The 23535-nt window shown below is 67.2% G+C and carries 13 protein-coding genes and 4 pseudogenes; 7 read left to right on the top strand and 10 right to left on the bottom strand.

The features are described 5' to 3' along the window. Positions 1 to 164 precede the first annotated feature (164 nt). Together AB0M27_RS39290 and AB0M27_RS39285 are read right to left on the bottom strand one after the other, a co-directional pair. Positions 165 to 956, bottom strand: a complete 792-nt coding sequence (locus AB0M27_RS39290; protein ID WP_365729519.1) for a class I SAM-dependent methyltransferase — start codon at positions 954 to 956, stop codon at positions 165 to 167. A gap of 14 nt (positions 957 to 970) precedes the next feature. Then, entirely contained in the window at positions 971 to 2539 is a 1569-nt protein-coding gene (locus tag AB0M27_RS39285; RefSeq protein ID WP_365729516.1) for a DHA2 family efflux MFS transporter permease subunit, read from the bottom strand. 80 nt (positions 2540 to 2619) lie between these two features. On the opposite strand from AB0M27_RS39285, the gene AB0M27_RS39280 reads away from it, so the two are divergent. After that, positions 2620 to 3288, top strand: coding sequence for a helix-turn-helix domain-containing protein (locus AB0M27_RS39280; protein ID WP_365729514.1), 669 nt, complete (start codon positions 2620 to 2622; stop codon positions 3286 to 3288). Beyond that, a complete protein-coding gene (locus AB0M27_RS39275) occupies positions 3285 to 3569 on the top strand; it encodes a hypothetical protein (RefSeq protein WP_365729513.1) in 285 nt (94 codons plus the stop codon). The genes AB0M27_RS39280 and AB0M27_RS39275 overlap by 4 nt, the downstream gene beginning before the upstream one ends. Before the next feature lie 306 nt (positions 3570 to 3875). Here AB0M27_RS39275 and AB0M27_RS39270 read toward each other — a convergent pair whose 3' ends face one another. Then, positions 3876 to 4619, bottom strand: coding sequence for a WD40 repeat domain-containing protein (locus tag AB0M27_RS39270; RefSeq protein WP_365729511.1), 744 nt, complete (start codon positions 4617 to 4619; stop codon positions 3876 to 3878). Positions 4620 to 4948: 329 nt separating this feature from the next. Beyond that, positions 4949 to 13654: a DNRLRE domain-containing protein gene (locus tag AB0M27_RS39265; RefSeq protein WP_365729509.1), complete on the bottom strand. Its 8706-nt coding sequence runs from the start codon at positions 13652 to 13654 to the stop codon at positions 4949 to 4951. A gap of 625 nt (positions 13655 to 14279) precedes the next feature. On the opposite strand from AB0M27_RS39265, the gene AB0M27_RS39260 reads away from it, so the two are divergent. Further along, positions 14280 to 14747: an MmpS family transport accessory protein gene (locus AB0M27_RS39260; protein ID WP_365729507.1), complete on the top strand. Its 468-nt coding sequence runs from the start codon at positions 14280 to 14282 to the stop codon at positions 14745 to 14747. A gap of 208 nt (positions 14748 to 14955) precedes the next feature. On the opposite strand, the gene AB0M27_RS39255 is transcribed toward AB0M27_RS39260, so the two are convergent. From AB0M27_RS39255 to AB0M27_RS39235, 5 genes and pseudogenes are all read right to left on the bottom strand, one after another. Beyond that, on the bottom strand, positions 14956 to 16110 hold the full coding sequence (locus AB0M27_RS39255) for a hypothetical protein (RefSeq protein WP_365729505.1): 1155 nt from the start codon (positions 16108 to 16110) through the stop codon (positions 14956 to 14958). Positions 16111 to 16120: 10 nt separating this feature from the next. Next, positions 16121 to 17416 (bottom strand): hypothetical protein, encoded by a 1296-nt coding sequence (locus AB0M27_RS39250; protein ID WP_365729501.1) that lies wholly within the window; start codon positions 17414 to 17416, stop codon positions 16121 to 16123. 54 nt (positions 17417 to 17470) lie between these two features. Continuing rightward, positions 17471 to 17815 carry a helix-turn-helix transcriptional regulator gene (locus AB0M27_RS39245; RefSeq protein WP_365729499.1) on the bottom strand — a complete coding sequence of 115 codons (345 nt, stop codon included), beginning with the start codon at positions 17813 to 17815 and terminating at the stop codon, positions 17471 to 17473. Positions 17816 to 17824: 9 nt separating this feature from the next. After that, positions 17825 to 18931, bottom strand: a complete 1107-nt coding sequence (locus AB0M27_RS39240) for a tyrosine-type recombinase/integrase (protein WP_365729497.1) — start codon at positions 18929 to 18931, stop codon at positions 17825 to 17827. Between the two features lie 382 nt (positions 18932 to 19313). Continuing rightward, positions 19314 to 19670: pseudogene (locus tag AB0M27_RS39235) on the bottom strand (transposase); the annotation flags it as partial. Here AB0M27_RS39235 and AB0M27_RS39230 point away from each other — a divergent pair. The 4 genes and pseudogenes from AB0M27_RS39230 to AB0M27_RS39215 form a co-directional block, all read left to right on the top strand. Then, a pseudogene (locus AB0M27_RS39230) lies at positions 19669 to 19830 on the top strand (FAD-dependent oxidoreductase); the annotation flags it as partial. The pseudogenes AB0M27_RS39235 and AB0M27_RS39230 overlap by 2 nt on opposite strands. Positions 19831 to 19961: 131 nt before the next feature. Continuing rightward, on the top strand, positions 19962 to 21251 hold the full coding sequence (locus AB0M27_RS39225; RefSeq protein ID WP_365729495.1) for an alkaline phosphatase family protein: 1290 nt from the start codon (positions 19962 to 19964) through the stop codon (positions 21249 to 21251). Next, positions 21248 to 22369, top strand: a complete 1122-nt coding sequence (locus tag AB0M27_RS39220) for an alkaline phosphatase family protein (protein ID WP_365729493.1) — start codon at positions 21248 to 21250, stop codon at positions 22367 to 22369. The genes AB0M27_RS39225 and AB0M27_RS39220 overlap by 4 nt, the downstream gene beginning before the upstream one ends. A 128-nt stretch (positions 22370 to 22497) precedes the next feature. Then, positions 22498 to 22683: pseudogene (locus tag AB0M27_RS39215) on the top strand (chitinase); the annotation flags it as partial. A gap of 141 nt (positions 22684 to 22824) precedes the next feature. Here the strand turns inward: AB0M27_RS39215 and AB0M27_RS39210 are convergent. Then, positions 22825 to 23230: pseudogene (locus AB0M27_RS39210) on the bottom strand (ISKra4 family transposase); the annotation flags it as partial. Positions 23231 to 23535 lie beyond the last annotated feature (305 nt).

Raw genomic sequence — 23535 nt, 5'->3', positions numbered from 1 at the left:
GACGTGACCACGATCAGCACACCCACCAACCGCCGACACCGGCCACGCGGAGCAGCCCTGGGCGCCGGATTCCACCTCCACGCTCACGCAGCCCCACCAAGATGGGCAGAACCCACACCGAGCCCCACGGTTCGCATAGGTTCGCTTAGCTGATCAGCGACGCTTTAGCCGGCGTCCTTGGTGAAACAGCCGCGCCAGACTTCAAGGGAGCCGTTGGCGAGCGCGGTGGTGTAGTTGATGACGCGGGTGTAGCCGTCGTCGAGGAGCATCGGTAGTGCGGGTCCTGCGGGCAGGCCGTTCGCGAAGGTCCTGGCGATCCATTCCTGGACCCATGTCGACTCGTTCGTCCATTCGGTGGTGGCGAAGCCCGCGCCCTCGACGCAGGCGAGCAGTGTTTCGGCGGCCACGACGAAGCTGTCGGTTCCGTCGAGTGACCAGGGCATGGGCCAGGGCAGGTCGGCGTGGTGTGGTTGGCAGACCTCCCAGACGGCCAGTCGCGCGCCGGAGGCGAGGCGTTCGGCGATGTGACGGAACCAGGTGGTCTTGTCCCGCACGTTCATCTGGACGTGCATGGTGAGCACGGCATCGAAGGTCGGATCGGGCTGGAGGCTGGTGATGTCCCCCGCGTGGAACTGGACGATGTCGCTCAGTCCGGCCCTGGCGGTGAGGTCGCGTGCGGCGTCGACGTAGGCCGGGGTGATGTCGATGCCGACGACGTGGTTGCCAGTGCGGCGGGCGATCTGGCGGGCGGGTCCGCCGAATCCGGAGCCGACATCCAGGACGACATCACCGTGTGCAAGGGTGAGGGTGGGGATGAGCCGTTCGACTGCGTCGGCGCCACCGATGTGGAACTGGTCGAGGTTGTCCAAGGCTCCGTCGGCCGAGGCGTCGAGATCGCGCTGGTCGCTCAGGAGTCGGTCGATGGTCTGGCTGACGGCGGTTTCTCCGTAGGTCATGGCACCGGGTCCTTTCAGTCGCTGGTGATGTCGGCCAACTGGGCTGGCTGGTGCGCCGGTTCGGGTTGTTGCGAAGGGTGAGCGGGCAGGAAGACGGCGGCGAGCAGCGCACCGGCGACCGCGACGACTCCGGCCACGACGCATCCGACACTGAGACCGTGGTCGAAGGCGCCGGTCGCGGCCTGACGTACGACCTCGGCCAGGGCGGGCCGGCCCTGGGCGGCGAGTTGGCCGGCGACGCCGAACGCCGCCCCGACGGACTGATGGGCGAGGTCCGTCAGCGCGTGGGGCAGTGCCGCGGGAAGGGTGGCGTCGAGTCGAGTGCCGTAGAGCGAGGCGTACACGCTGCCGATGACCGCGACGCCGAGGGTTCCGCCGAGAAGACGGGTCGAGTCATTGATGGCGGACCCCACGCCGGCCTGGTCGGCTGCGACTGCTCCCATGATGGACTCGGTCGCGGGCGCGGAGGTCAGGCCCATGCCCAGGCCGTAGACGACCATCTGGACGGCGATGATCCCGTAGCTGAGGGTCGGGGATATGTCGCCGGCGACCCAGAAGTAGAAGATCGCCTGCAGGGCCAGCCCGGCCGTGACGATCGCCTTGGTGCCGACACGGACCGCCAGCCGCGTCCCGAGGGTCGATCCGACGGCGACGGAGACCGCGACCGGCAGCAGATGGACGCCGGTGGACAGGGGGCTGTACGCCCGGACGAACTGGAAGAACTGCGTCATCAGGAAGATGAACCCGAAGAGAGTGAAGAACGCGATCGTGACCGCGGCGCTGGCGGCACTGAAGCGCATGTCCTTGAACAGCCGTACGTCGAGCATCGGTTGGTCGGTGCGGCGCTCGCCGGCGATGAAGCCGACCAGCAGGAGCGCGGCGCCGGCGAACCCGGCGAGCGACGCCGCCGATGCCCAGCCACGGTTCGGGGCCTCGATGATGGTGTAGACGAGGAGCCCCATGAATCCGCCGGACAGGACGAGGCCCAGGAAGTCCAGGCGGTGCGGGACGGGATTCCGAGCCAGTGGGACGAACAGCGCGACCAGGGCGATGACGGCCAGTGACACCGGGCCGAGGGTGTAGAAGATGCTCGACCAGCTGTAGTGCTCCAGCAGGAAGCCGCCAACGATCGGCCCCAGCGCGATGGCCATACCGCCCGTCGCGCCCCACAGACCGATGGACAACGCCCGCTCTTTGCGGCTGGTGAAGACGCCAGTGAGCAGGGAGAGCGTGGCCGGGAACGTCATCGCAGCCCCCAGACCCATCACGGCCCGGGCCGCGATCAGCTCCGCCGGGGAGGTGGCGTACCCGCCGACGAAACTGGCCACGCCGAACAACACCAGACCGGCCATGAGCATGCCCTTGCGGCCGAAGCGGTCGGACAGGCTTCCCGAGGTCAGCAGCAGGGCGGCGAATACGAGGTTGTAGGCGTCCACGACCCACTGCAACTGCGCGGTGGAGGCGCCCAGTTCACGCGTCAGCGTCGGTAGCGCCACGTTTACCAGAGTGGTGTCCAGGTTGATCACGAACGAGGCCGTCAGCAGTGCGACGAGCACGAGCGGTTTCGACGGTGTACGAGTCATGGTTGAAGATTAGGCGCGGTTGGTAGATTTTTTCAACCACTAGGTTTGGAAACTAAACCAACACGGGTTACGCTGGGTGCATGCGGAGCTATGGCCAGTACTGTTCGATCGCCCGGGCCCTCGATGTCGTGGGGGACCGCTGGACGCTGCTGATCGTCCGGGAGCTGCTGTTGCAAGGCCCGTGTCGGTTCACGGATCTGAAGAAGGGGCTGCCGGGTGTTGCGACGAACCTGCTGTCGACCCGCCTCAAGGAGCTTGAGGAAGCCGGACTGATCACTCGCGAGGACGCGCCGCCGCCGGTCGCCACGGTCCTCTACGCCCTGAGCGAGGACGGGCTGGCGCTGGAGCCGGTGTTGAAGTCACTCGGGCTCTGGGGGCTGCGGTTCATGACCGCCGAGCGGCCGGACGACGCGTTCCAGGCGCAGTGGCTGGCCTACGCCCCGACGTGGTTCACCACCGATGCGGATCCTGACGGTCCACCTGCGATCATTCAGGTCGTCGCGTCCGGTGAGTCGGCTGTTGTCGAGCTACGGGGCGGCGAGATTCACACGCGGCTCGGCCGTGCCGCCGACCCGGACCTCGTCCTGGACGGACCACCCCGTGCCGTCCTCGGGCTACTCACCGGCGTGATCAATCTCGAACTCGCCAACCGACTCGGCTTGTCCGTCCGCGGCCGACGCGACCTGCTCACCCGTCTCCACCCAGTCGCGCAGGACCGAACGCGCACTCAAGACGAGCACCGCCAATGAGCAGCGACGCCGACCTGTCGGCCATGAACGCGCACGTCGATGTCCGTATCCGACGCCACGTCCCCGACACCGGCGTATTATTGGTAACCCGGGCAATCAAAAGCTGCGGAATAGGCATCGGCCTACCGGCTCTTGGCCCCGGTGTGGCGCTGGCCGGAGGCTGGATCCCCTGGAACATCTGTTCCATGACGGGGATGGGCAGCGCCGGGCCGGATTGCCGGAGCCCGCTGACAGGTGGAGGATCCAGCACCGGAATCAGCTTCCGCCCCACACGCCACTGACGTCGGTTCAGGTCCGAGCAATACGCGCGCTCCCGCCATGTGCCATCGGCCGCGTTACCCGCTCGATGCGCCATGCAGTGACAGCCGTGACCAGTCGGCTTGCCCGACTCTACAGACTCGGATGTACTGATATGCACCAACGGGACCTCGGTTTCGGCGTGTTGAGGAAGTAGAGAGCCCTCACGCTAGAACCAGGTCCCGTTGCCATGCCGCGGCCTCTCGCAGCCCGGACCACCTCGCACAACAGTCCAGTTCACACCTTCGCTCCACGGATTCGTGAAGGGTTCTGAAGGCGAACAGCAGTCGTCATACCGCGCGCAGGCTGATGTCCCCGTCGTCAGTGCCCGTTGCAAGCAGCACACGGCCGTCAGCGCCAGCCATGACTGCGACGGACATTCCGACAGGAGATTCGTCAACGAGAAGGCCGGTCACGGCGTGCCATTGGCGAACGAGCCCGCTTTCGGACGAGGCGATGATCCTGGGTTCGCCTGCGATGTCGACGGAGACTAGGGAGCCCACCATTTCCCCGGTCTCGATGGGCGTTCCGAGAGGCTGTCCGGTGGCTGCGTCCCACCTGTGGAGTACACCGTCGCTGTCCCCGCCGGTGAGGATGGAAATGCCTGCCTGGGATGCCAGGAGGTCGATGTCGAGGATGTCGGCGTTCACCATGTCACTGACACCGATGAGCTCCCCGGTAGCCGCGTCCCACCTACGAATGGTCCCGTCGTCGCTCCCCGATGCGATCAGAGCGCCGCGTCCGGGAACAGATCCGGAAGCCACACATTTGACGCTGCTTCGGTGTCCGGCGAGCGGGACTCCTGCCCTTGCGCCGGTCACAGCGTCCCAGCGATACACCAGATGATCGTTACCCGCGCCTACGAGCAGGGTCCTACCGTCACCCGCCGTGTAGGCGTCGAGCCCCCAGATCGTCCCCGGGCTGAGCTCCTCGGTGTCTTGCAGCAGGGTTCCGGAAGACGAATCCCATCGCTGCACGCCGACCTCTGTCGCGGCTGCCAAGACATCCTTTCCATCGCACTTGACAGCAGACAAGTCAAAGCAGCCGTGCCTGAGTTCCCCCTCTTGAGTGGCCCACAAGAGATCCCCCGACGTCGCGTCCCAGCAGCACAGTCGGTTATCAGGGTTGGCCGCCCCAGAGATCAGGACGATTCGCTCCGACGATAGTCGCCCGAATAGTAGTGGCCACACAATTCCGTGGTGTGCTGAAATGATACGAAGCTCGCCATTATTGCGTGTAACCTGCGTCATTGCCTCTCCAGTGCGACTAACGGTGGGGGTGGCTGACGGTTCAAGTCGTCAGCCACCCCCACGTATGATCAGGGGAATTATACGTCAACCCCTAGTATCGAACATCCCCGGGATCACTCGTCCATCTCGCCTTCACCCATGCCTCCTCCAGCGCCAGCCGCTCCGCCACCGAAGGAGGACCCGAATCGTCCCCATTCGTAGGCCTTGTAGATGTTGTCGCTGGAGTACCTTCCGCCCCAGCTCTCCTTCATCTCGGAGTTGACCTCGCTGTTGATCACGACATCATTGATCACTCCGTTGTCCCCGGCCTTCACAGTCTTTTCCGGGTCACTGATGAAGTTGTTGAGCCAGCCGGCGCACTTGGACGAACAGATCTGGTTTGAAACGAAGGCACTGTCGACGCTTTCGAGTTCGCCGCCGATCATTTCCGTCTGGGCTTCTGCGTCGAGTTCACGCATGGCGTTGGCCGATCGTTCGGCATGCGTGTCTTCCGTCGCGCTTCCCGAACCGGGCTTGGTCGTTTTGAAGACCATTACTCCGAGGTCGGTGAGTTTGTTGGTCACCTGTTTCGGGAGCCCGCTGGCGCTCGTGAAGGCAATGACGCGTGGTTGGACGCTGCCGTCCGGAAGGCGGACCTGGACTTTCGACACGATGGTGGTCGAGAATTTTCGGAACTTCCACCAACTGCCGTAGTGGTCGCTTATGACTTCCAGCGCCTTTCCATACACGTAGTCTGCGCCTTCTGCCTGAAGGTTCTCAAGCGACGCCGGAGCTTCGTTGATGGTCGGGTCGTTGACCTTCGCGACGGCACCCCGCGCCGCGTTGGATGCGGCCTCTGCGGCTTCCTGTCGGGCGTACGCGGGGCCGTATGCACTGGCCCCCATCATGACTCCGCCTGGCCCATCGACCATGTGGCCGTCGAGTTCGACGTTGGTGGTGGGGTTGCCGCCACCGAAGGCGTAGCGGTTGCCGGTGAGGGGGTCGGTGGACAGGTTCATGTCGGCGAGGGCGCCGTTGTACATGTCCCTGCTGGTGAAGCGGTTCAGGCCGGGGTCGTAGTTCCGGAAGCCCATGTCGTAGGTGCCGGAGGTCTGGTCCCAGCGTTTGGCGTTGAACCGGTAGGCGTTGTACGGCTCCTTGGTCGGGTCCTGGGCGTCGGGTTTGTCGATGCCGGTGAACTCGGTGGTGTCGTTGTTGCCGTAGGCGGTGTAGCCGTAGGTGGCCTTGGTCTGGCCGGTGGAGTCGGTGAGGGTTTCGACGTCGGTGTGGCTGTTGTAGCCGTAGTAGGAGTCGGTGGTGGTGCCGTCGGTGTTGTGGGTGACCTGGGACAGCCGCTCACCCCAGGGCGAGTACTGGTAGGACTTGGTGAGCTGGCCTGCGACGCTCTCGTCGAGGATCTGGCTCGTCAGGCCGAGGTAGGAGAAGTCGGTGGTCTTGCCGCCGACGGTCTTGGAGGCGGTGCGGTCCAGCGGGTCGAAGGTGTAGGTCGTGGTGGTGGACACGCCGCCGGTGCCGAGTTTGGTGTTCTTGGTGACGTGGTCGAAGCCGTCGTAGGTGTTGCGTTCGATGACGGTTCCGGCGCTGGTGATGGTGTCGAGTCGGCCGTAGGGGTCGTAGTTGTAGGCCGCGCTCTGCCCGCCGGATGTGGAGGACAGCAGGCGGTTGCGGTCGTAGGTGTAGGTGGTGGCGGTTCCGCCGACGGTTTGGGAGGTGACGTTGGCGTTGTCGTCATGGACATAGGTTTCGGTGTCCGCGCCGTTGCCCGTCTTGACGGCCTGGGCGAGGCGGTCGACGGGGTCGTAGGTGTAGTCGGTGGTGGAGTTCAGGTATGCGCTGTGGTTGTCGGCGTTCTGCTTGCTGGCGACGTCTTCGGCTTTGCTGCCGTTGGGGTCCCAGGTCAGGGTGTGGTCGTCGACCAGGGTGCCGCCGGCGGTCTTCTCCGTCTGGGTGTGGACCTCGCCGGAGGGCCAGTAGGTGAAGTCGACGGTGTTGCCGTTGCCCTTGGTCTGCCGCAGCTGCTGGCCGCGGGGAGTGTACGTGTAGCTGGTGGTCTTGGGGGTGGGGTCGGTGGCGGAGTCGCCGACCTTGACGGTCTGGACGAGTTCGCGCAGGTCGTAGGTGTAGGCGGAGTACTGGCCGGGGTGGTCGACGGTGGCTATCTGCCCGTCGGGGTCGTAGGTGTAGGAGGTGTGGGTCTTCTCCGTGCCCGACGCCGACTCGGTGACCTTGGCGACCTGGTTCAGGCCGGTGTAGTCGATGGTGTAGGTGTCGATGGCCGTGCCCGGCGAGGTGTCGCCGATGGTGGTGAGGTTGCCGTTGGGGTCGTAGGAGTAGGTGAAGGTGTGCTTCTCGTTGTCGGTGTCCGCGCTGTTGTCGCGGACCAGCTTGATGGCGTCCGCGGACACGGTGCCGCCGGTGTTCTGGGCGAGGGAGACCGATGAGGTGCCGCCCTGGGTGAAGCTGTAGGCGCCCAGGGACACCCATGTGCCCGCGCCGGTGGTCTGGTTGACGGTCTTGGCGGTGTTGGTGCCGTCATGGGTGACGGTGTACGCAGCCGCCGTTGCCGCACCGGTGACTTGCGGGTATTTGGCGTAGACGGTGTAGGTGCCGTCCTGGGGGATGTCGAGCTGCCAGGTGAAGGCATCCGTACCGCTGCCGGCGGCGTGGGTGCGGTAGTCGTAGCCCTGATGGTCCGTGCCCGTGGACGCGGTGGCCCAGGTACCGGTCGTGGTGGTGTTCTGGGTGTCGGAGTTGTCGACCAGCACCACCTGCAATCCGACCGGCACACCGTCGTCACTGCGCGAGGCCAGGGAACCGTCCGGGTAGTACGACCAGCCCATCGTCCGCGACGAGGAGCCGCCGGCCGAGGTCAGGGTGCGGCTGGTCTGCTGGCCCAGGTCGTTGTAGTCGTAGGAGGTGGTGATGTCCCACGGGTCGGTCGAGGTGTGGACCTGGCCGTCGTCGTAGTAGCTGTAGGTGGTGTCGTTGCGGACACTCTGTCCGTTGGACGGCGGCGCGGAGGTCTTGGTGACCCGCCCGGCGTCGTCGTAGTAGGTGTAAGTGGAGACCGGGTGGTTGTACTTGGCGTCGTTCGGGTCGTAGGGCTGGATCGTCTCCTTGGGGCGGTTCAGCTCGTCGTAGACGGTCTGGGAGATGAACGCGGTGGTGCTGCCCGCGGCGGTGGCGCGCGGTGAGTAGACCTTGGTGGTGTTGCCGACCTGGTCGTACTCGTACTTCGTCGTCCGGTACGTCGGCGCGCCGGCGCTGCCCTGGTACGGGGCCTGGACCTGGGAGACCTTGCCCCGCTCGTCGTACGAGGTCGTGGTGGTGTTGTTGTCGGCGTCCGTGGACGTCGTCTTCAGGCCGTCCTTGTCGTAGCCGGTCTTGGTGACCTTCCCGGCCGCGTCGGTGACCTGGTACGGGCGGTGGTCGAAGTCGAAGTCGGTCTTGCTGGTGTAGTCGGTGGTGTCGGTGGTGGCGTTCTTGACCGGGTCGATGACCGTGGTGGCGTTGCCGACGTCGTCGTACTGGTACGAGACCTTGTCGCCCTTGGCGTTGGTGACGTCGGTGAGCTCACCGATGGAGTCGTAGGTGTTGGTGGTGAGGTAGTCCGTCGGATCGGACGTGGTCAGGGTGCCCTTGGCCCCGGTGGTGGTCTTCAGCTCGCCGATCTTGTCGTAGGTGTAGCTGGTGGTGCGGTCGGGATCGGTGGTGTGGTCCTTCGGCGCGGTTGCCGAGGTGACCTCGTCGGCGTTGTCGTACACGGCCGTGGACACGGCGCCGTTGGGGGCGGTGGCCTGGGTGACGTTGTCGTTGGCGTCGTACACCGGCGCCGGCGTGGTGATGTACACCCCGCCCGCCTGATCCTTGGGCACCTTCTTCACCAGCGGCCGGCCGTACACGTCATAGGTCTGCGTCGTGGTGTGGCCGAGCTGGTCGGTCACCGACAGCACCTGCCCGAGCGGGTCGTACGCGGTCGTGACCGCCTTGTTGTACGGGGCCGGGCCGTTCGCGGTCTGCGGGTAGCCGTTCGGGTCGAAGCCGCTGTAGGTGCTGGTGTGCTGGTTGGCGTCGGTGACCGAGGTCAACTCGCCGTAGGAGTCGTAGGCGTAGGTGGTGGTGTAGTCCCCGGCGGTGGAGGTGGAGACGCCCTTGGGGTCGGTGACGGAGGTGAGGTTGCCGAAGGTGTCGTAGCCGAACAGCCACTGCCGGCCCTCGGGCGAGGTCTTGGTGTACAGGTCCGCGCTGTAGCCGTTCACGCGGGTCTGATACGTGTAGACCGTGGCCGGCCAGCCGTTCTTGACCGCCTCCGCGTCCTGCATCGTCAGCGGATAGCCGGTCTTCGCATCGTAGGTCCACTTGGTGGTGGCGCCGTTGTCCTCGATCAGCTGCGTGACGTTGTTGTCCGCGTCCCAGGACAGTTTGGTGACCTGGTTCTTGGCGTTGGTGGTCTGCACCGGCCGCGCGAAGTCGTCCGTCACATACGTGGTGGCGTGAGTCTCGGCGTCGGTGACCGTGGTGTCGGTGAACGCCGGCGTGCCCGTGTCGGCCGCATACGCGAAACCGGTCGTGTTCGTCAACCGGTCGGTGATGGTCTTGGCCCACCAGTGGTACTTCGGGTCATCTCCGGTCTGCGGCGCGTAGTACGCCAGCTGCGTTGCGTGCCCGCGCGGGTCGGTGATCTTGACGAGCTTGACGTTCTTCGTACCCTGCGTGGCGTCGTAGGTGAAACCGAACACCTTCGGCTGCGACGAGCCGGCACCGTCCGTGAGCTGCGCCATCAGCCCCTGCGTGGTGTACAGGAACGTGATCTTCCGCGCCGGGTTGGTGCCATCACCCAGCGCCGTCATCGACGCGACATGATCGATGATCTTCGGGTTGGTCAGGTTCGTACCCGACTGGACCGCGCCCGTGTCGTCGACGTAACTGTAGTTGTCGCCCTTGTTGTAGTAGGTGACGGTGAGGGTCTGCCGGCCGGTCGGGTCGGTGATGTACTGCAGGAACTTGCGCGGCGCGTTGTTGGACTTGCGGACCGCGTAGGTGAACGTCTCGGTGTTGCCGTTCTTGTCCACGATCGAGGACGGGTAGCCCTCGCAGTCGTAGAAGAACCGCGTCCCGTCCGGCTTGGTCATCGACCACGCGTCCGGGGTGTCGTCCTTGTCGGGCGTGCAGGACACCCCGCCCTTCATCGCCAGCAGGTAGTGCACCCCCGCCGGGGCCTTGAAGGTGCCGTCGGCCTGCTTGGTGAACACCGACGCGGTACCGTCACCGTCGGTCAGGGTGACCTCGGTCGGGTTCGGGTTGGGGTGGAAGTCCAGCGCCGCACCCAGCCGCACCGGAGTCGACGCCTGCGCCGACCAGCCCGGACCCATCACCGTGTCCGAGGTGTCCAGCGAGTTGTACGCAAACCGGCCGAACGTCCCCAGACCCCGGCCCGGATTCGTGAACGCGTTGTACGACCACACCGCATTGCCCGAGGCGAGATTGTTCATGACCGTGGAGCCGGCGCCGGTGTTCTTGCCCGCGTAGGAGTAGAACTTCTCCAAGCCGATCGTGTCGGAGGTCGGGTCCTCGACGGTCTCGGCCTGCGCCAGACCGGCGACGCCGCCGGTCGCCGAATTCCAGGTGGAATTGGTCTTGTTGTAGGCGTCCCAGGTCAGCGTGTACGCGGTCCGCTTGTTCGTCGGGTTCCCGGAATCCGCGTTGGTGGGTGCCTTGACCTGGGCGTGGACCAGGACGGTCTCGCCGGGTGAGATGTCCTGCGGCAGCGCGGTCTGGATCTGGTTGCCGCCGTTGGTGACGTCCGTGCCGTCGGCCAGCGTCCACCGGTACGACAGCGCCTCACCGGCCGCCGTCCAGGTCGCGTTGGTCGTGTTCGTCAGCGAGACGTCGACGTTGTACGTGGTGCCCGGCGTCATCCGGGCGGGTGTTGTGGGCGCGTAGTACGTCGAATCCGTCGTCGCGTCCACATAGGTGACATCCAGCTGCGGGCGCAGTTGCGGCTCGGACGTCTCGGAGGACACGAAGACGCTGCGTTCCTGTGGGCCGGAGGTGGTCGACTCGTTGGCGACCTTCAGCAGCACGCCATGGTTCGACGTGGGTGTGGTGATCCAGCCCTGGGTCAGCGAGGTGGCGTCCCACCAGTGCCGCACCGGGTCGTTGGTGACGCCGGCCACCGTGTCGGAAACCGTGCCGGAGTAGTCACCGCCCGCCGTGGTCCACGCGGTGCTCGAGGTGGCGTTGTTCCAGGTAGCGGTCGCCTCGTCGAAGTCCCGGTTCAGGCCATGCAGTTCGTACGTCGCCGAGCCGCCGCCCGTGTTGGTGCTGATCGTCGACCACGCCTGCATCTGCGCGCTGATCACCCGCGCCGTCGACGGCAGCGACGACGTCGGGAACTTCAGCACCGCCCGGGTCGTGCCGTAGGTGGCCGAGTTGTTGCCCACCTCCAGCCACTTCTGGTTCACCGCGTCCGAGGAAATCGTGTCGTGCGCGGTGGTCGGCTGGGCGGAGGACAGCGTGGTGTCGGCGTAGCCCGTCCCGGCCTGGATGATCTGCGTGGTCTGCCCGGCCTTGGGCAACTCCGCCAGCTGCACCGGACCGCCGATGATCTGGCCGCCCTTGGTCTTGACCGCGACCTCGTAGTAGACCGCGTGGAAGGGGTCCGTGGCATCCGCGGCCGTGGGCACGGCGGTGGTGTCGGTGAAGGAGGTGGTCCCGGCCGCGACCGGCGCCACCAGGGTTGCCGAGGTGGGGGTGAAGCCCTGGAAGACGCTGCGGTGGACCTGGTATTCGACCAGGTCGTTCGACGGGTCGCCGGTGGTGTTCGTGTACGCCGGCCAGGACAGCTCCGCACCCGTAGCGTGGATCACGGTGGGCGGGTTGAGTGCCACGCCGGGGGCGCCGTAGACGATGGTCAGCTTCGGGTAGGTGGCGGTCTCGCCGCCGTACCCGAACTCCGACGCCTCATACAGCGGCCCACCCTGGTTCAGGGTCGCCTCGTCGGCCGCCTGCAGCACGAACCCGTTGTTCGCCTGCCCGTTGACCCACTTCTGCACGGTGTCGGTCGCCGCGAAGTTGTGCCACTGGTCATACGAGCCGGCCGGCTTCGTCAGCGTCGTGCCCGGCTCGACCAGCCGCACGGCGTCCGCGATCACCGAGGTCGTCGTGGACGCCGGCCCGTCACCCAGCACGATCTTGCCCGCCGTGCCCGCCGAGAACGGCAGCGCGGTGCCGTTGTTCAGCGACCGCCACACCCCGCCGGTCCCCACGGACTGGTCGATCGTGCCGTTGTAGGTGCCGCCGTTGTAGGTCACCGTGTACGGCGCGTTCGTCGCCCGGTCGCTCGCCGGAATCGAGTGCACGTCCACCCGGTACGAACCCGCCTGCGCAACAGTCGGCTGCCAGGTGTAGGTGTCCCCGGCCACCGCATCCTTGTTGTAGGCGTAGTCGCCATTGACCGCGTACTGCGTGTACGTGGAGTTGGTCGAGTACGGCCACGAGCCATGCGCCGCCGTCCCCGCATCACCGTCGTCCAACTGCACCGTGGTACCCGACAGTTCACCCGACAGGCCGCTGGTGCTGTTCCACGTCGCCGTCGCAGCGTCCCACGCACCCGTCGCCCGATGCGCCTCGATCACCACATCATGGGTGTTGGCGGTGTGAACCTGGTTGTAATACACGCCCAGCTGCGCCGACGTGATCTTCGTGTTCGCCGGGATGCCCGTCAGCGGGAACTTCAGCAGCGACCGCAGCTTGCCGGCCGCCGTCGTGCCCACCCCCAGCTGCCACGTACCGTTCAGGTTCGTCGTCGGCTGCGTGGAGTCCACCATCACGTCCTGCGAGGTGGACGGGGTAGGCGCGATCATCACCGTCGGGTCCACGGTCACCGGGAAACGGCGGTCCTTCGCGGCCAGCCACTTCGCGTCCGGCGTCAGCGTGATCCGCCAGGACGACCCGTGGCGGGTGAGCTTCTGCACGACCCGGCCGTGCGTCAGGTCCACCACCGGAGCATCGCTGTTGGCCGGCGCCTGGAACATCACCGCCGCCGGGATCACCAGCAACGGCCGGCCCGACTCACTGCCGCCGTAGAGCCCGATCGAGCCATCCTTCAGCTGCCTGGGAGTCAGCCCGCCGGTCCTGAGGGAGAAGGTGAACGAGACCGGGCCGCTCGGGGCCCGGTTCAGGACGATGTTCTCCTTCACCTCACCGCGCCCGACCCGGTAGTCGACATCGGCGCCGCCGGCCAGACCCCGATACGCGACGGTGTCGGCCTTGGCCACCGGGGAGACGGCCTTGTCCGCACCGGCCAGGCCCAGGGTGACAGTGTGCTGTCCGTCGGCCTCGAAACGCAGCAGACTCCCGGCACGGGAGCCGAAGTAGGAACGGGCCAGGTTGGTGGTGTTGGCGTACCGGTAGCCAGCGCGGCCGCTCGCGGCGACCTTCGTGTCGATCGCCTTCCAGCCGTGTGCCGAGTGGTACGACAACGGCACCGCGGAGACCTCCGCCAGCGTGGTCCCGTCCGACAGCTTCCAGTACCGCGCCGACGCAGTCCGCTTCGCCGTCAGTTCCCGGACCCGATGCGCCGCCGGCGCCTTCTTGCCCGGCGGCAGCTTCTGCCGGTCGGCAATCGCATCCTCGGGGCCGATGGGCGGCTTCGGCGCCGAATGCCCGCCACCGAACCAGCCCTTGACCGCATCGATGATTCCGGAACCGCCGCCATGGCCCGATGACGGCGCGGACGCGAATGCCGGGGTCTGCAGGACAGAACCCAGCAACGCTCCGACCGCCAGGGATGCGGCAATCCGACTTCGTTTCGCCACCCACAACTCCTTGTCACGCATGCTTGACAAACGCAGCACAAGCGACCGCGTCTGCACGTGACTTTCGGAGCGCGAACATCCCGAGGCAGGCCGAAATGGCCATTCCGGCATGCCACCCCATTTCTCGGGGCTGTTGCCGGCGAGCAGGACAGAATGAACCGCAGCACCGTAAAGCACGTACATAGACGCGCCCGCACAAAAACAGCCATGGCGGATCCATAGCCGTTGATGCGACCAGTGCTGGGGGACACCGAATCAACGGCGGGACTGTGACACGAAGATCGCGGCGGGTCTAGCGGGAGTAGTGTTCGAGCAAAACCAGGACGAACCACCCATCCAGTCGGCCGAATCACCTGGTTCATCCGATTCATGGGCACAGAATCAGCCACAGGCTGCACACAACTTTGGGATCTGCTTTACCTTCACGGTCGGCGCTTTACTGAGTCGTGACAGCTAATTAACTGCGCTTCCGGGATAAGTCGGCGCGGGCATGGTGTGCCGCAGGCGCGAAAGGGGCCTTTCGGTCCGGCACTTGCGCCTTTCCGCCGCCTTGGCTCTAATCGACGAGCACACTCAAGAACTCGACGCCAGGCGTTCGCGCCCACCCGTGCAATGGAAGTCGGCGATGGAAACCCAGACAGCAGCAGGCCCCGAAACCCCCGAAAACGATGACACCGCAGCGGCTCCCGCCACCCGGCGCCGCGCCCGCCCTCTCGTATTCGGCGCCGCCCTCCTGTGTGCCGCCCTCGCCACAGCCGGCGTCCTGTTCGCCAGCCACAGCGGAAACGGCGACAACGGCGCGGACGCCAGGCACCACGGACCCACCGTCCCCGCGGCCTACCAGATCACCGGCCACGGCACCGCCCAGATCAGCTACGCCGGGCCCGACGGAAAACTGCACACCGTCAACGCCCACCTGCCCTGGCACGGCAACGCCGACCTGACCACCGGCACCCCGGCAGTCATCTCCATCGTCCTGGGAAAGGAGGGCGGCAACGCCACCTGCTCGGTCAGCCTGCACGGCAAAGTGGTCCAGCACGCCACCGCCTACGGCTCCTACGGGCGCGCCAACTGCCAAACGGCATCGCGCTGACGCTGCCTCGGGCGCAGAGAGCTGAGGGCAGAAGGGCAGAGGGTGGCAACGCCGTCCGACAGCTTCACGTCATGCATGTGGTGGCTGTTCGCTGTTGGACACCTCACCGCAATCGAACTTCAAGCAGCCCGGCTTTGTTCAGGAGTTGCGGTGAACAAAGCCAAGAAGCCCGGATCTGGGCGTCGGGTGCGGAAGGGTACTTGGGCACTCATCTTCGAGTGAGGTCGGCAGCGTAGTCGGCTCCAAAACCCTGGCTTTCGCGCGTCCAGTTGTCTCCGGTGGACTGGTGGAATCCGAGCAGTCGGCTGATGACGAAGGCGGGCAGCTCCGAGGCGATGTCCATCAGCGACGCGTGGCGCGCGAGCTGCGGCGGGACGCCGATCGTCTTCAGGCGCCGGCCCAGGGTGTGCGGGTCGATCGGCTGTCCAGGGTAGAGGCTGTGGAACAGCCACTTCGGTTCCTCGAGCGGGACGGTGGCCGCGCGACCGCCCCGCCGCGCGACGAGCTGGCGGATCAGGTCGTCCAGGGGCGCGGGGATCTCGACGGGCACTCGCCCGAGCTTCAGAGCGAGCGTGTCGCCACGGTCGACGATGTTCTCGGTGGTGAGGCGGCTGATGCGGCCCACGGGCTGGGCGAACAGCAGCAGGAGTAGGCCGGCGGCCCGGTCGCCGACCTGGAGCTGCTCGTCGCGGACGAGGCGGCGGACCAGGGCCCAGCGTTGGTCCCTGCCGATGATGCGCGCGGTGAAGTAGTTGCTGATGACCGGCGCGGACAGTGGTCGGCTGTGGCCGCGTCTGCTGGTCCAGAGCAGGAATGCGCGGACTGTGGCGCGGGTGGTGGGGCCGTCGCTGAGCCAGGCGTCCACCTGGTCCTGGGTGCAGGTGGCCAGGGTCGCGCCGCCGTCGTGGAGCCATTCCAGCAGGCGGGCCACGTTACGGATCTCGATCCGGACGGTCTCGGCCCGGCCATGGGTGACCAGTTGTCCGGCGGGCAGGCTGCGGAGTCTTCGCAACGGCTGCCAGTTCGTGTAGTTGCGCAGGATCCTGCGCTCCTCGGCGGACGAGACGCGGGCGATGGTCTTGGCCAACCAGCGTTCCAATCGGGCCAGTTGCTCATCCCGGACAGGCAGAGCTCCCCCGGCGACCAGCGCGGCCCGCAGATACTCCACGGTCGGCGCGGCGGCGAAGCGGTCCAGGATCTCGTGGGTGACCGGCCCACGCTCGGTTGCCAGGGCCTCAAGGACGGCACGCCGAGCGGGAACCTTGTGGATCCAGCGCAACACAGTGCGGGGCGGCGGCTTCAGCAACGCCTGGAAGACCGGTTCCAGTTCCGGACGCACGAGACCGCCAAGCGGGCTGAGCACGTCGCGCAGATCAGCAGCACGTGCGCAGGCGGCGCACCGTCCGTGCCGGTAGAGCCGTTCGACGGACCCGCACCGGGTGCAGGGACGACGGGCGGCAGGATGCTTGGCCCAGCAGGTCTGGCACAAGGGCTCGCCCTCGGGGGTCCGGCCGCTGGTGCGGAAGATCCCGCCGCAACCGGCGCACGGCCTGGGCCTGTTGCCGCAGTTTCCGCACAGCGGCTCGCCGGCCGCGGTGCGATTGTTGACACGCCGGTGCTTGCCACAGCTGGCGCACACGGCTTCCTTGCGCTCCTTGGCTGCAGGGCAGACACTTGGGGGCGTCGGTGGCAGCAAAGTAGCAGGGCCTGCGGGCACCGCAGCTCCCGCAGAGGGCGGTGGGAATCTCCCGGCAGGCGGCGCAGACTCCGCCGTCGTCGGTGCGCGAATTCCGCAGCCGCATCTCGCCGCAGACACTGCACGGCCTATGGTTGAAGGGGTCGTGCTGGCGGCAGGTGCCGCACACGGGCTGGCCGTCGAACCTGCGGCCGCCGATCGGCCGCACGCGTCCGCAGGCCACGCAGGTCGCAATCTTGGAGTCGCATCGGCACGGCTCGCAGCAGCGCAGCCCGTCACGACGCTGTTTGAGGTCGGTGGAGCGCTGACAAAACGGACACAAGGGAACGACCACGCCGCGGGCGCCACGATCGATCAGCGTCTGGGCCAGGGCAGAGATCTTGGGCGGCCCCTCCGCGCCGCGTCCGGTGAGCAGGCCGGGGACGTCTTCCAGCGCCCACAGCAACCGGAGCTGGCCGGGACGGGTGGGTTCAACCGAGCGGATGGCCTGCTGCGCGGTAGCGGGCGAGACACCGAAAGGGCCGGCGGCGATCAGCTTGGCCAGTTCCTGGGCCGGATCTGTGGCACCCCAGGGCGGATGAGCCCGGCAGCGGGGCCGCCCAAAGCGGTCACGTCCGACAAAGGTAGTACTTCCGCAGATCACGCAGGGGTTAGCGCGCACGAGGCGGCGGTTGCTGCAGGCGCTGCAGATCCGTGCACCGTCGCCCAGGCCGGTCAGCGGACGCTCGCGCCCGCAGTCGCCACAGCGGGGCAATGCCAGCTGTTCAGCACCAGCCTCGCGCAGCGCACGGACGAGCCGTTCGATCGCGCGTGGCCCCTCTGGACGACCGGACGTCAGCAGGTCCGGCCTTGTCTGGAGGACCTCGGCGAGCGTCCGCAGCTGGGGCCGCTGGCGAAAGACCGCCCTGAGCACGGCGGCGACGTCGATCCGCTCGCACGCGGGGTCGGCCAACCGCACGATCTCGCTGATCACAGCCTCGGGCTCCCTAGCGGAGCGCGGCAGCTCACCGCCGGGCACGACCGGCGCCTACTCGGACACGATCCGGGCCCGCTTGGGCCGCAAGTCGCCGACGCCAGCATCCTTCCCGGGCGCCGGTCCGCCGTCGGCCCCGGCGCTGTGACGGCGCCGCGAACCGGCCGCCGCGACGGGCTCGATGAGCTCGTCCATGCTGCAGCCCAGGATGTCGAGCAGGGCCATCAGGGTCTTCAGGCTCAGCCGCTCGGGCCGTTCCACCACCAGGCGGTAGGTCTGGCTTGGCGACAGATCGATACCGCGCTCGGCCAGTAGGGGGCGCAGGTCGGTGGTGGAGAACATGCCCCGGGTGGCCATCACCTCTCGCAGATGCCAGCGGTAGTCCAGCTTCGGCGTCACATCGCCTCCCTACTGTCCGCCCTGGAGGGCGCGGTCCAAGACCTTGCGCATCATCGTGTTCATGAAGTCCCCGCTCACTCCCGTATACAAGGCGGTCGTGGAGGCGTAGCGGTGACCGACCTGCCGCTGGACGAACACCGGGTCCGCGCCGTCCTCAATCTGGTGGGTCACGTGGCTGTGCCGAAGGCAGTGCGGGACCAAGGACTTGTCCAGGCCCAGCGCATCGCGGTAGGCCGCGAACCGGTCCTCGATCTCGCGGGCTTGAAGGCGCCCGCCTCGTTCCGTCAGCCACAGCGCCGACTGCCCAGGGGCCGCCGCGTAACGGGGCCGGGCATTGATCACGTAGTCCTCAACCGCTTCCACCGCCCAGGGCATCACGCTGAGCGTCGTGCGCCGACGCGGCGGCGACCCCTTCGTCCGCTTGCCGTAACGCACGTGCAGCGACCCGAAGTTGCCCAGCTCCGGAGCCTTCGGGTTCCGGTAGAAGTCGGTGACGTCCAGCCGGGAAATCTCGGTGCAGCGCGTGCCCCAGCCGTACATCACCTTGAACACCGTGGCGTCCCGGTAGGCCGCGAGCGCTCCCTTGCGCCCCAGCCAGATCGCCCGGTCGACCTGAGCGTCCGCGTGGTCGAGGAAAATCTGGATCTCCTCCCGCGTCATCGGCCGCCGCTCGGCGCCGCCCTCGTAGTCGGCCAGGTGCGCGACGGTGTTCCACTCGTGGCAGATCTGCACCGGGTGGGCCCCGAAGCGGGTCTCGCACTCAGCCGGCCACTGGTAGTGCGGCGAGGTGACGTAGTCGCAGAACATCCGGATCGCACCTTGATAGCTGCGGATCGTCGATTCCGCACGCTTCAACTCGGCGATCAGGTACGTCATCCACTCATCGAGATCGGATGCCGACCACTGCCACGGATAGGCATTGGTGGACTTGGTGAAGCGCCGCACCGCCCTCTGCCGATCGCTGATTGTGTCCGGCTGCAGCCGGCGCCCGCCGCGCTGCTGCCGTCCCCAGCCTTCAAGCATCGCCTCGAAGACCGCGTCCTCGGGATGCAGCAAAGACACGCCCTGGAGCAGCACGAGCTGCGCTGAAGCCTCCTGCAGTTCCGCTCCGGGCATCCATCCACCCCCTCCATTAGCCGCGTGAATCATGCATCAAATGCACTCACTCGCGCAATACCCCAGGTCACTGGCCTCAATTTCGAAGAGAGGCGCTCGGCATGAAGCCGCAGAACACCAGCTCAACCAACTCCGGATCACGCATCCAACGCAATTCCCCGCAGTCTGCACCTGCCTGAGTCGTAGGCCATGGCTGCGGTCACCCTGTACGTCAACACGTGCGCCTCGTCGACGTCACCGTGGCCAGCTGGGCTAATCCATCACTTGGGACCACCTCGCCGCAATCCCGCTTGCTGACGGATGAGCGCCAGCCCAGCGACATGGCATACGCGGCGGTAGCGGACCTCAAGGGACAAGATCGCGAGACAGAAGTGCCGTGTCCCTAAATGAGACGACGGGGAAAGCCCAGGTCCGCCTCGGCGGAACGGGACATTCCAAATGCGAAGCTACAGGCGCGTCGGGCGGCGGCGATGTTGGCCCAGCCAGCGAGCCTGAGGGCGGAACGGATCAGGTCGCGCAGTACAGCCAGGACGGCGGGGGTGTGGCGGCGGCGGACCTGGCTGGCGTCCTCGCCGAAGGTGACATCTCGGCATCAGTGCACGGTGTTTTCCACGGTCCAGTGGCCGCGGGCCCAGGAAGCCATCTCGGCCGCAGTGGCCTGCTCGGCGGGCAGGTCGGTGATCGCGTAGACGGTCTCGGTGCGCCAGCGTTTCTGCCCGGCCGCACGCCGCTTGCGCCTGGAGATGGTCCGCAGGAAGCCGCTGCCGTTTCCGCCGGAAGCGTTCGCCTGGACGGGCATCGCGCTGACGAGATGGTCGCTGGCGCGGGCCGACGCGCACGAGGGGCGGCGCAACCTGTGGCTGAGGACGATGGACCGGCTGGGGCTGGGCTTCGGCAGCTGCCCCGGAGCGACGCGGACAGTGAGTCCGGCGGAGGCCTTGTGGTGGCGCGCGGAACGCTTGATGAACGTCCGTGGAAACCATCAACCGGATGATTACTCTCCGGTTTGTGGGGTTGCTATAACGACTCTGTGAGCATCTCCCGCAGAAGGCTGATCGCCGGGGCGGTGGCCGCGACCGCCATCGCCCCCCTTGTCACGGAAGGTCTGGCCGACGCCGGCCAGACCTCGCTCTCCGCGCAGAAGGCGCCCTCCCTGCCGGCGCCCGAGGACTCCGGTATCGACCACATCGTGGTCGTGATGATGGAGAACCGTTCCTTCGATCACTATCTGGGCTGGCTGCCGGGCGCCGACGGCAAGCAGGCGGGGCTGACCTACACCGACCGCGAAGGCGTCGCCCACTCCACCCACCACCTGGACACCGCGCAGGGGTGCCAGTACAACGACCCGGACCACAGCTACGAGGGCGGCCGGATCGAGTACAACGACGGCCGCTGCGACGGCTGGCTGCGCGCCGGTACCAACGACGAGTTCTCCATCGGCTACTACCTGCCCGAGGACCTCGACTTCTACGGCCGGGCCGCCCCCGCCTGGACGGTCTGCGACCGCTACTTCTCGGCGATCATGGCCGAGACCTATCCCAACCGCTTCTACCAGCACGCCGCGCAGACCGACCGCATCCATAACTCCACGGACACTTCCACGCTCCCCACCATCTGGGACCGTCTCGCCGACGCCGGGCTGCGCGGCGCGTACTACTTCTACGACGTGCCGTTTACCGCCCTGTGGGGCACCAAGCACCTCGGGATCTCGCAGCCGTACGCGGGCTTCCTGGCCGACTGCGCCGCCGGCACCCTGCCCCAGGTCTCCTTCGTGGACCCCAAGTTCCTCGACGAGGGCAGCGGCACCTCCGCCGACGACCACCCGCACGGTGACATCCGCGCGGGGCAGCACTTCCTCAACGAGATCTACCACGCCGTCACCACCGGACCCGCCTGGGAGCGGACGCTGCTGGTCGTCAACTACGACGAATGGGGCGGCTTCTTCGACCACGTGGCGCCCGGCATCGCCCCCGACGCTCATCCCGAGTGGGGCCTTCGCGGCTTCCGCACGCCATGCCTGGTGATATCCCCGCGCGCGCGGCGCGGCCATGTCGCGCACGGCGTGTACGACCACACCTCGGTCCTCAAGGCCATCGAGTGGCGCTGGAACCTGCCCGCCCTCACCCCGAGGGACGCCGCGGCGAACAACATCGCCGAGGTCCTCGACTTCACCGCCCCGCCGAACCTCGACGCCCCGCAGTGGCCGGTGCCCGACGTCGTCGGACTGCCCTGTCCGCCGGCCGTGCTGCCCGACTACGAGCAGTGGCACGCGCTGCGCGACCTCGCCCTGTCCCTCGGATGGAAGCTCCCGACGTCATGAAGCACCGTCTCCTGCGCGGCAGGCGCCGCCCGATGGTCCTCGCCGCCGCGTTCACCGCCTTCGTGGCGGGCGGGGGCGGCACGCTGCTGGCGCTGCAGGCCGAGGCCGCGCCCGCCGCAGGTCCGGGCCACGTGTTCGTGATCAATCTCGAGAACAAGGGGTACGACGAGACCTGGGGTCCCGACTCCGCGGCGCCGTACCTCAGCCGGACGCTGCGGGCCAAGGGCGTGCTGCTCACGCAGTACTACGGCATCGGCCACAACAGCCTGGACAACTACATCGCGCAGATTTCCGGCCAGGCCCCGAACACGGACACCCAGTCCGACTGCCAGACCTTCGCCCCGTTCGTCCGGACCGGCACCGTCGACCCCGGCCAGGCCGTCGGCCAGGGCTGCGTCTACCCCTCCGACGTCGAGACGCTGGCGGACCAGATGGACGCCTCCGGGCACACCTGGAAGGGCTACATGGAGGACATGGGCACCCCGTGCCGCCACCCCGCCGTCGGCGCGGTGGACGACACCCAGAAGGCCAAGGCGGGCGATGAGTACGCCACCCGGCACAACCCGTTCATGTACTTCCACTCGATCATCGACCGGCAGGACCGCTGTACCGGACACGTCGTCGACCTCTCCGCGCTCACCACCGACCTGAAGAGCACCACGACGACCCCCGAACTGAGCTACATCACGCCGAACCTGTGCGACGACGGCCACGACTCCCCGTGCGTGGACGGCCGTCCTGGCGGGCTGGTCTCCGCCGACGCGTGGCTGAGGACATGGGTCCCCGTCATCACCTCGTCCCCGGCCTTCAAGAAGGACGGCATGCTGGTGATCACCTTCGACGAGTCGGACGGCCCGCAGCAGGACGCGAGTGCCTGCTGCGCCGAGGGCCCGGCCCCGAACACCCCGCTGCCCGGCATCACCGGCCTCGGCGGCGGCCGTACAGGCGCGCTCGTGCTCTCCCCCTTCACCAAGGGCGGCACCTGGAGCACCACGCCGTACAACCACTACTCGCTGCTCGCGAGCATCGAGGACCGGTTCGCGCTGCCGTACCTGGGCTATGCCGGGCAGAAGGGCCTGGGCCGCTTCGGCACCGACGTGTTCAACGCCGGGGTCTGACGGCATCGAAGGCCTTGACAACCACATTGGTCTAGACCAAGCGAGCGCGCTCCACCCCTACAATCCCCCCATGCCCGGAGGCACTTGCGGATCGCACCAGACCTAATCTCCGTCACCAGCTCCTCGCCCTGGGTACGGCCGTCCTCCTGGCCGAACCCGGGCTCACCGCCCTCTCGTCCGCCGCCCGCGCGGCCGACGCGGACCTCGCGCGGAACGGCGGTTTCGAGGCGGGCCTCGACGGCTGAACCTGCACCGCCAACACCACCGTCAACGCGCCCGGGCACAGCGAAAGTTCCGCGCTGCAGGCAACCCCCGGCCTGCAATGACGACGCGCAGTGCCTCGCGTGGACTGCCTACCAAACCGAGCGCCGACGGCGTGGGGAAACCGACGAGGACCCCTTCGAGGCGTACAACCCGTTCCGCCAAGGCCGCCACTGACCAGTGCGGCCGTCGCCGAAGACGCAGGCCCACGGTGGCCATCCGCTTGCGCTTCGGCTTCTCGCCCGGCGCGAGCCGGCCGCGATGACCGGTCGCGGCCTTCGCGGCGGCTTTGCGGGTGGCCTCGCGCAGGGCCTCGGGCCACATGACCACGCCCTTGCTGTCCACCTGAACCACCAGCGGCGTCTCACCGCTGCACGGGACCGGAATCCTCATGCGGTAGAAGTCGGCGACGTCGACCGCGGCGGCGACCACGAGTTCTTCCAGCCTGCGCCTGCCGAGCACGTTCCCGCAGCGGCGCTCGACCGCGTCGTGGGCCTGGTCGAACGAACCGCGGACAGCTTCGGTGACCGCGAGCCGACGCAAGCCCATCGAGTGTCTGCCGACCGGCAGCGACCATGCCGCGTCGGCGGGGCGAACGTTGCCCTGAAGTTCCCCCGTTGATCTGGACAGCCTGGCACTACTTCCTCTGGAACCCACGTCCCAGTCTCCAGGTGTCCACGATCAAGGGGAAGGTTCAGTAGCCGACAGGCGCACACGGAAGGTGTACCGGGCATGCCCGGTGTCCTTCGTGGTTGCCTCTGTCGTCATGCATCCGAACCTACCTGAGAGGACTGACAGTTGAGAGTTCTTGATCATTGTGGACACATCACCGCCGTGCGGGGTGGACGCCGGATCGCCCTGACGGCGATCCAGCTATCCCTGCCCTGCTCCGCAGGAGTCCGATT

This window comes from Streptomyces sp. NPDC052107 (assembly GCF_040680215.1).
GTDB lineage: Bacteria > Actinomycetota > Actinomycetes > Streptomycetales > Streptomycetaceae > Streptomyces.
This window is presented reverse-complemented; position numbering and strand designations above follow the sequence as displayed.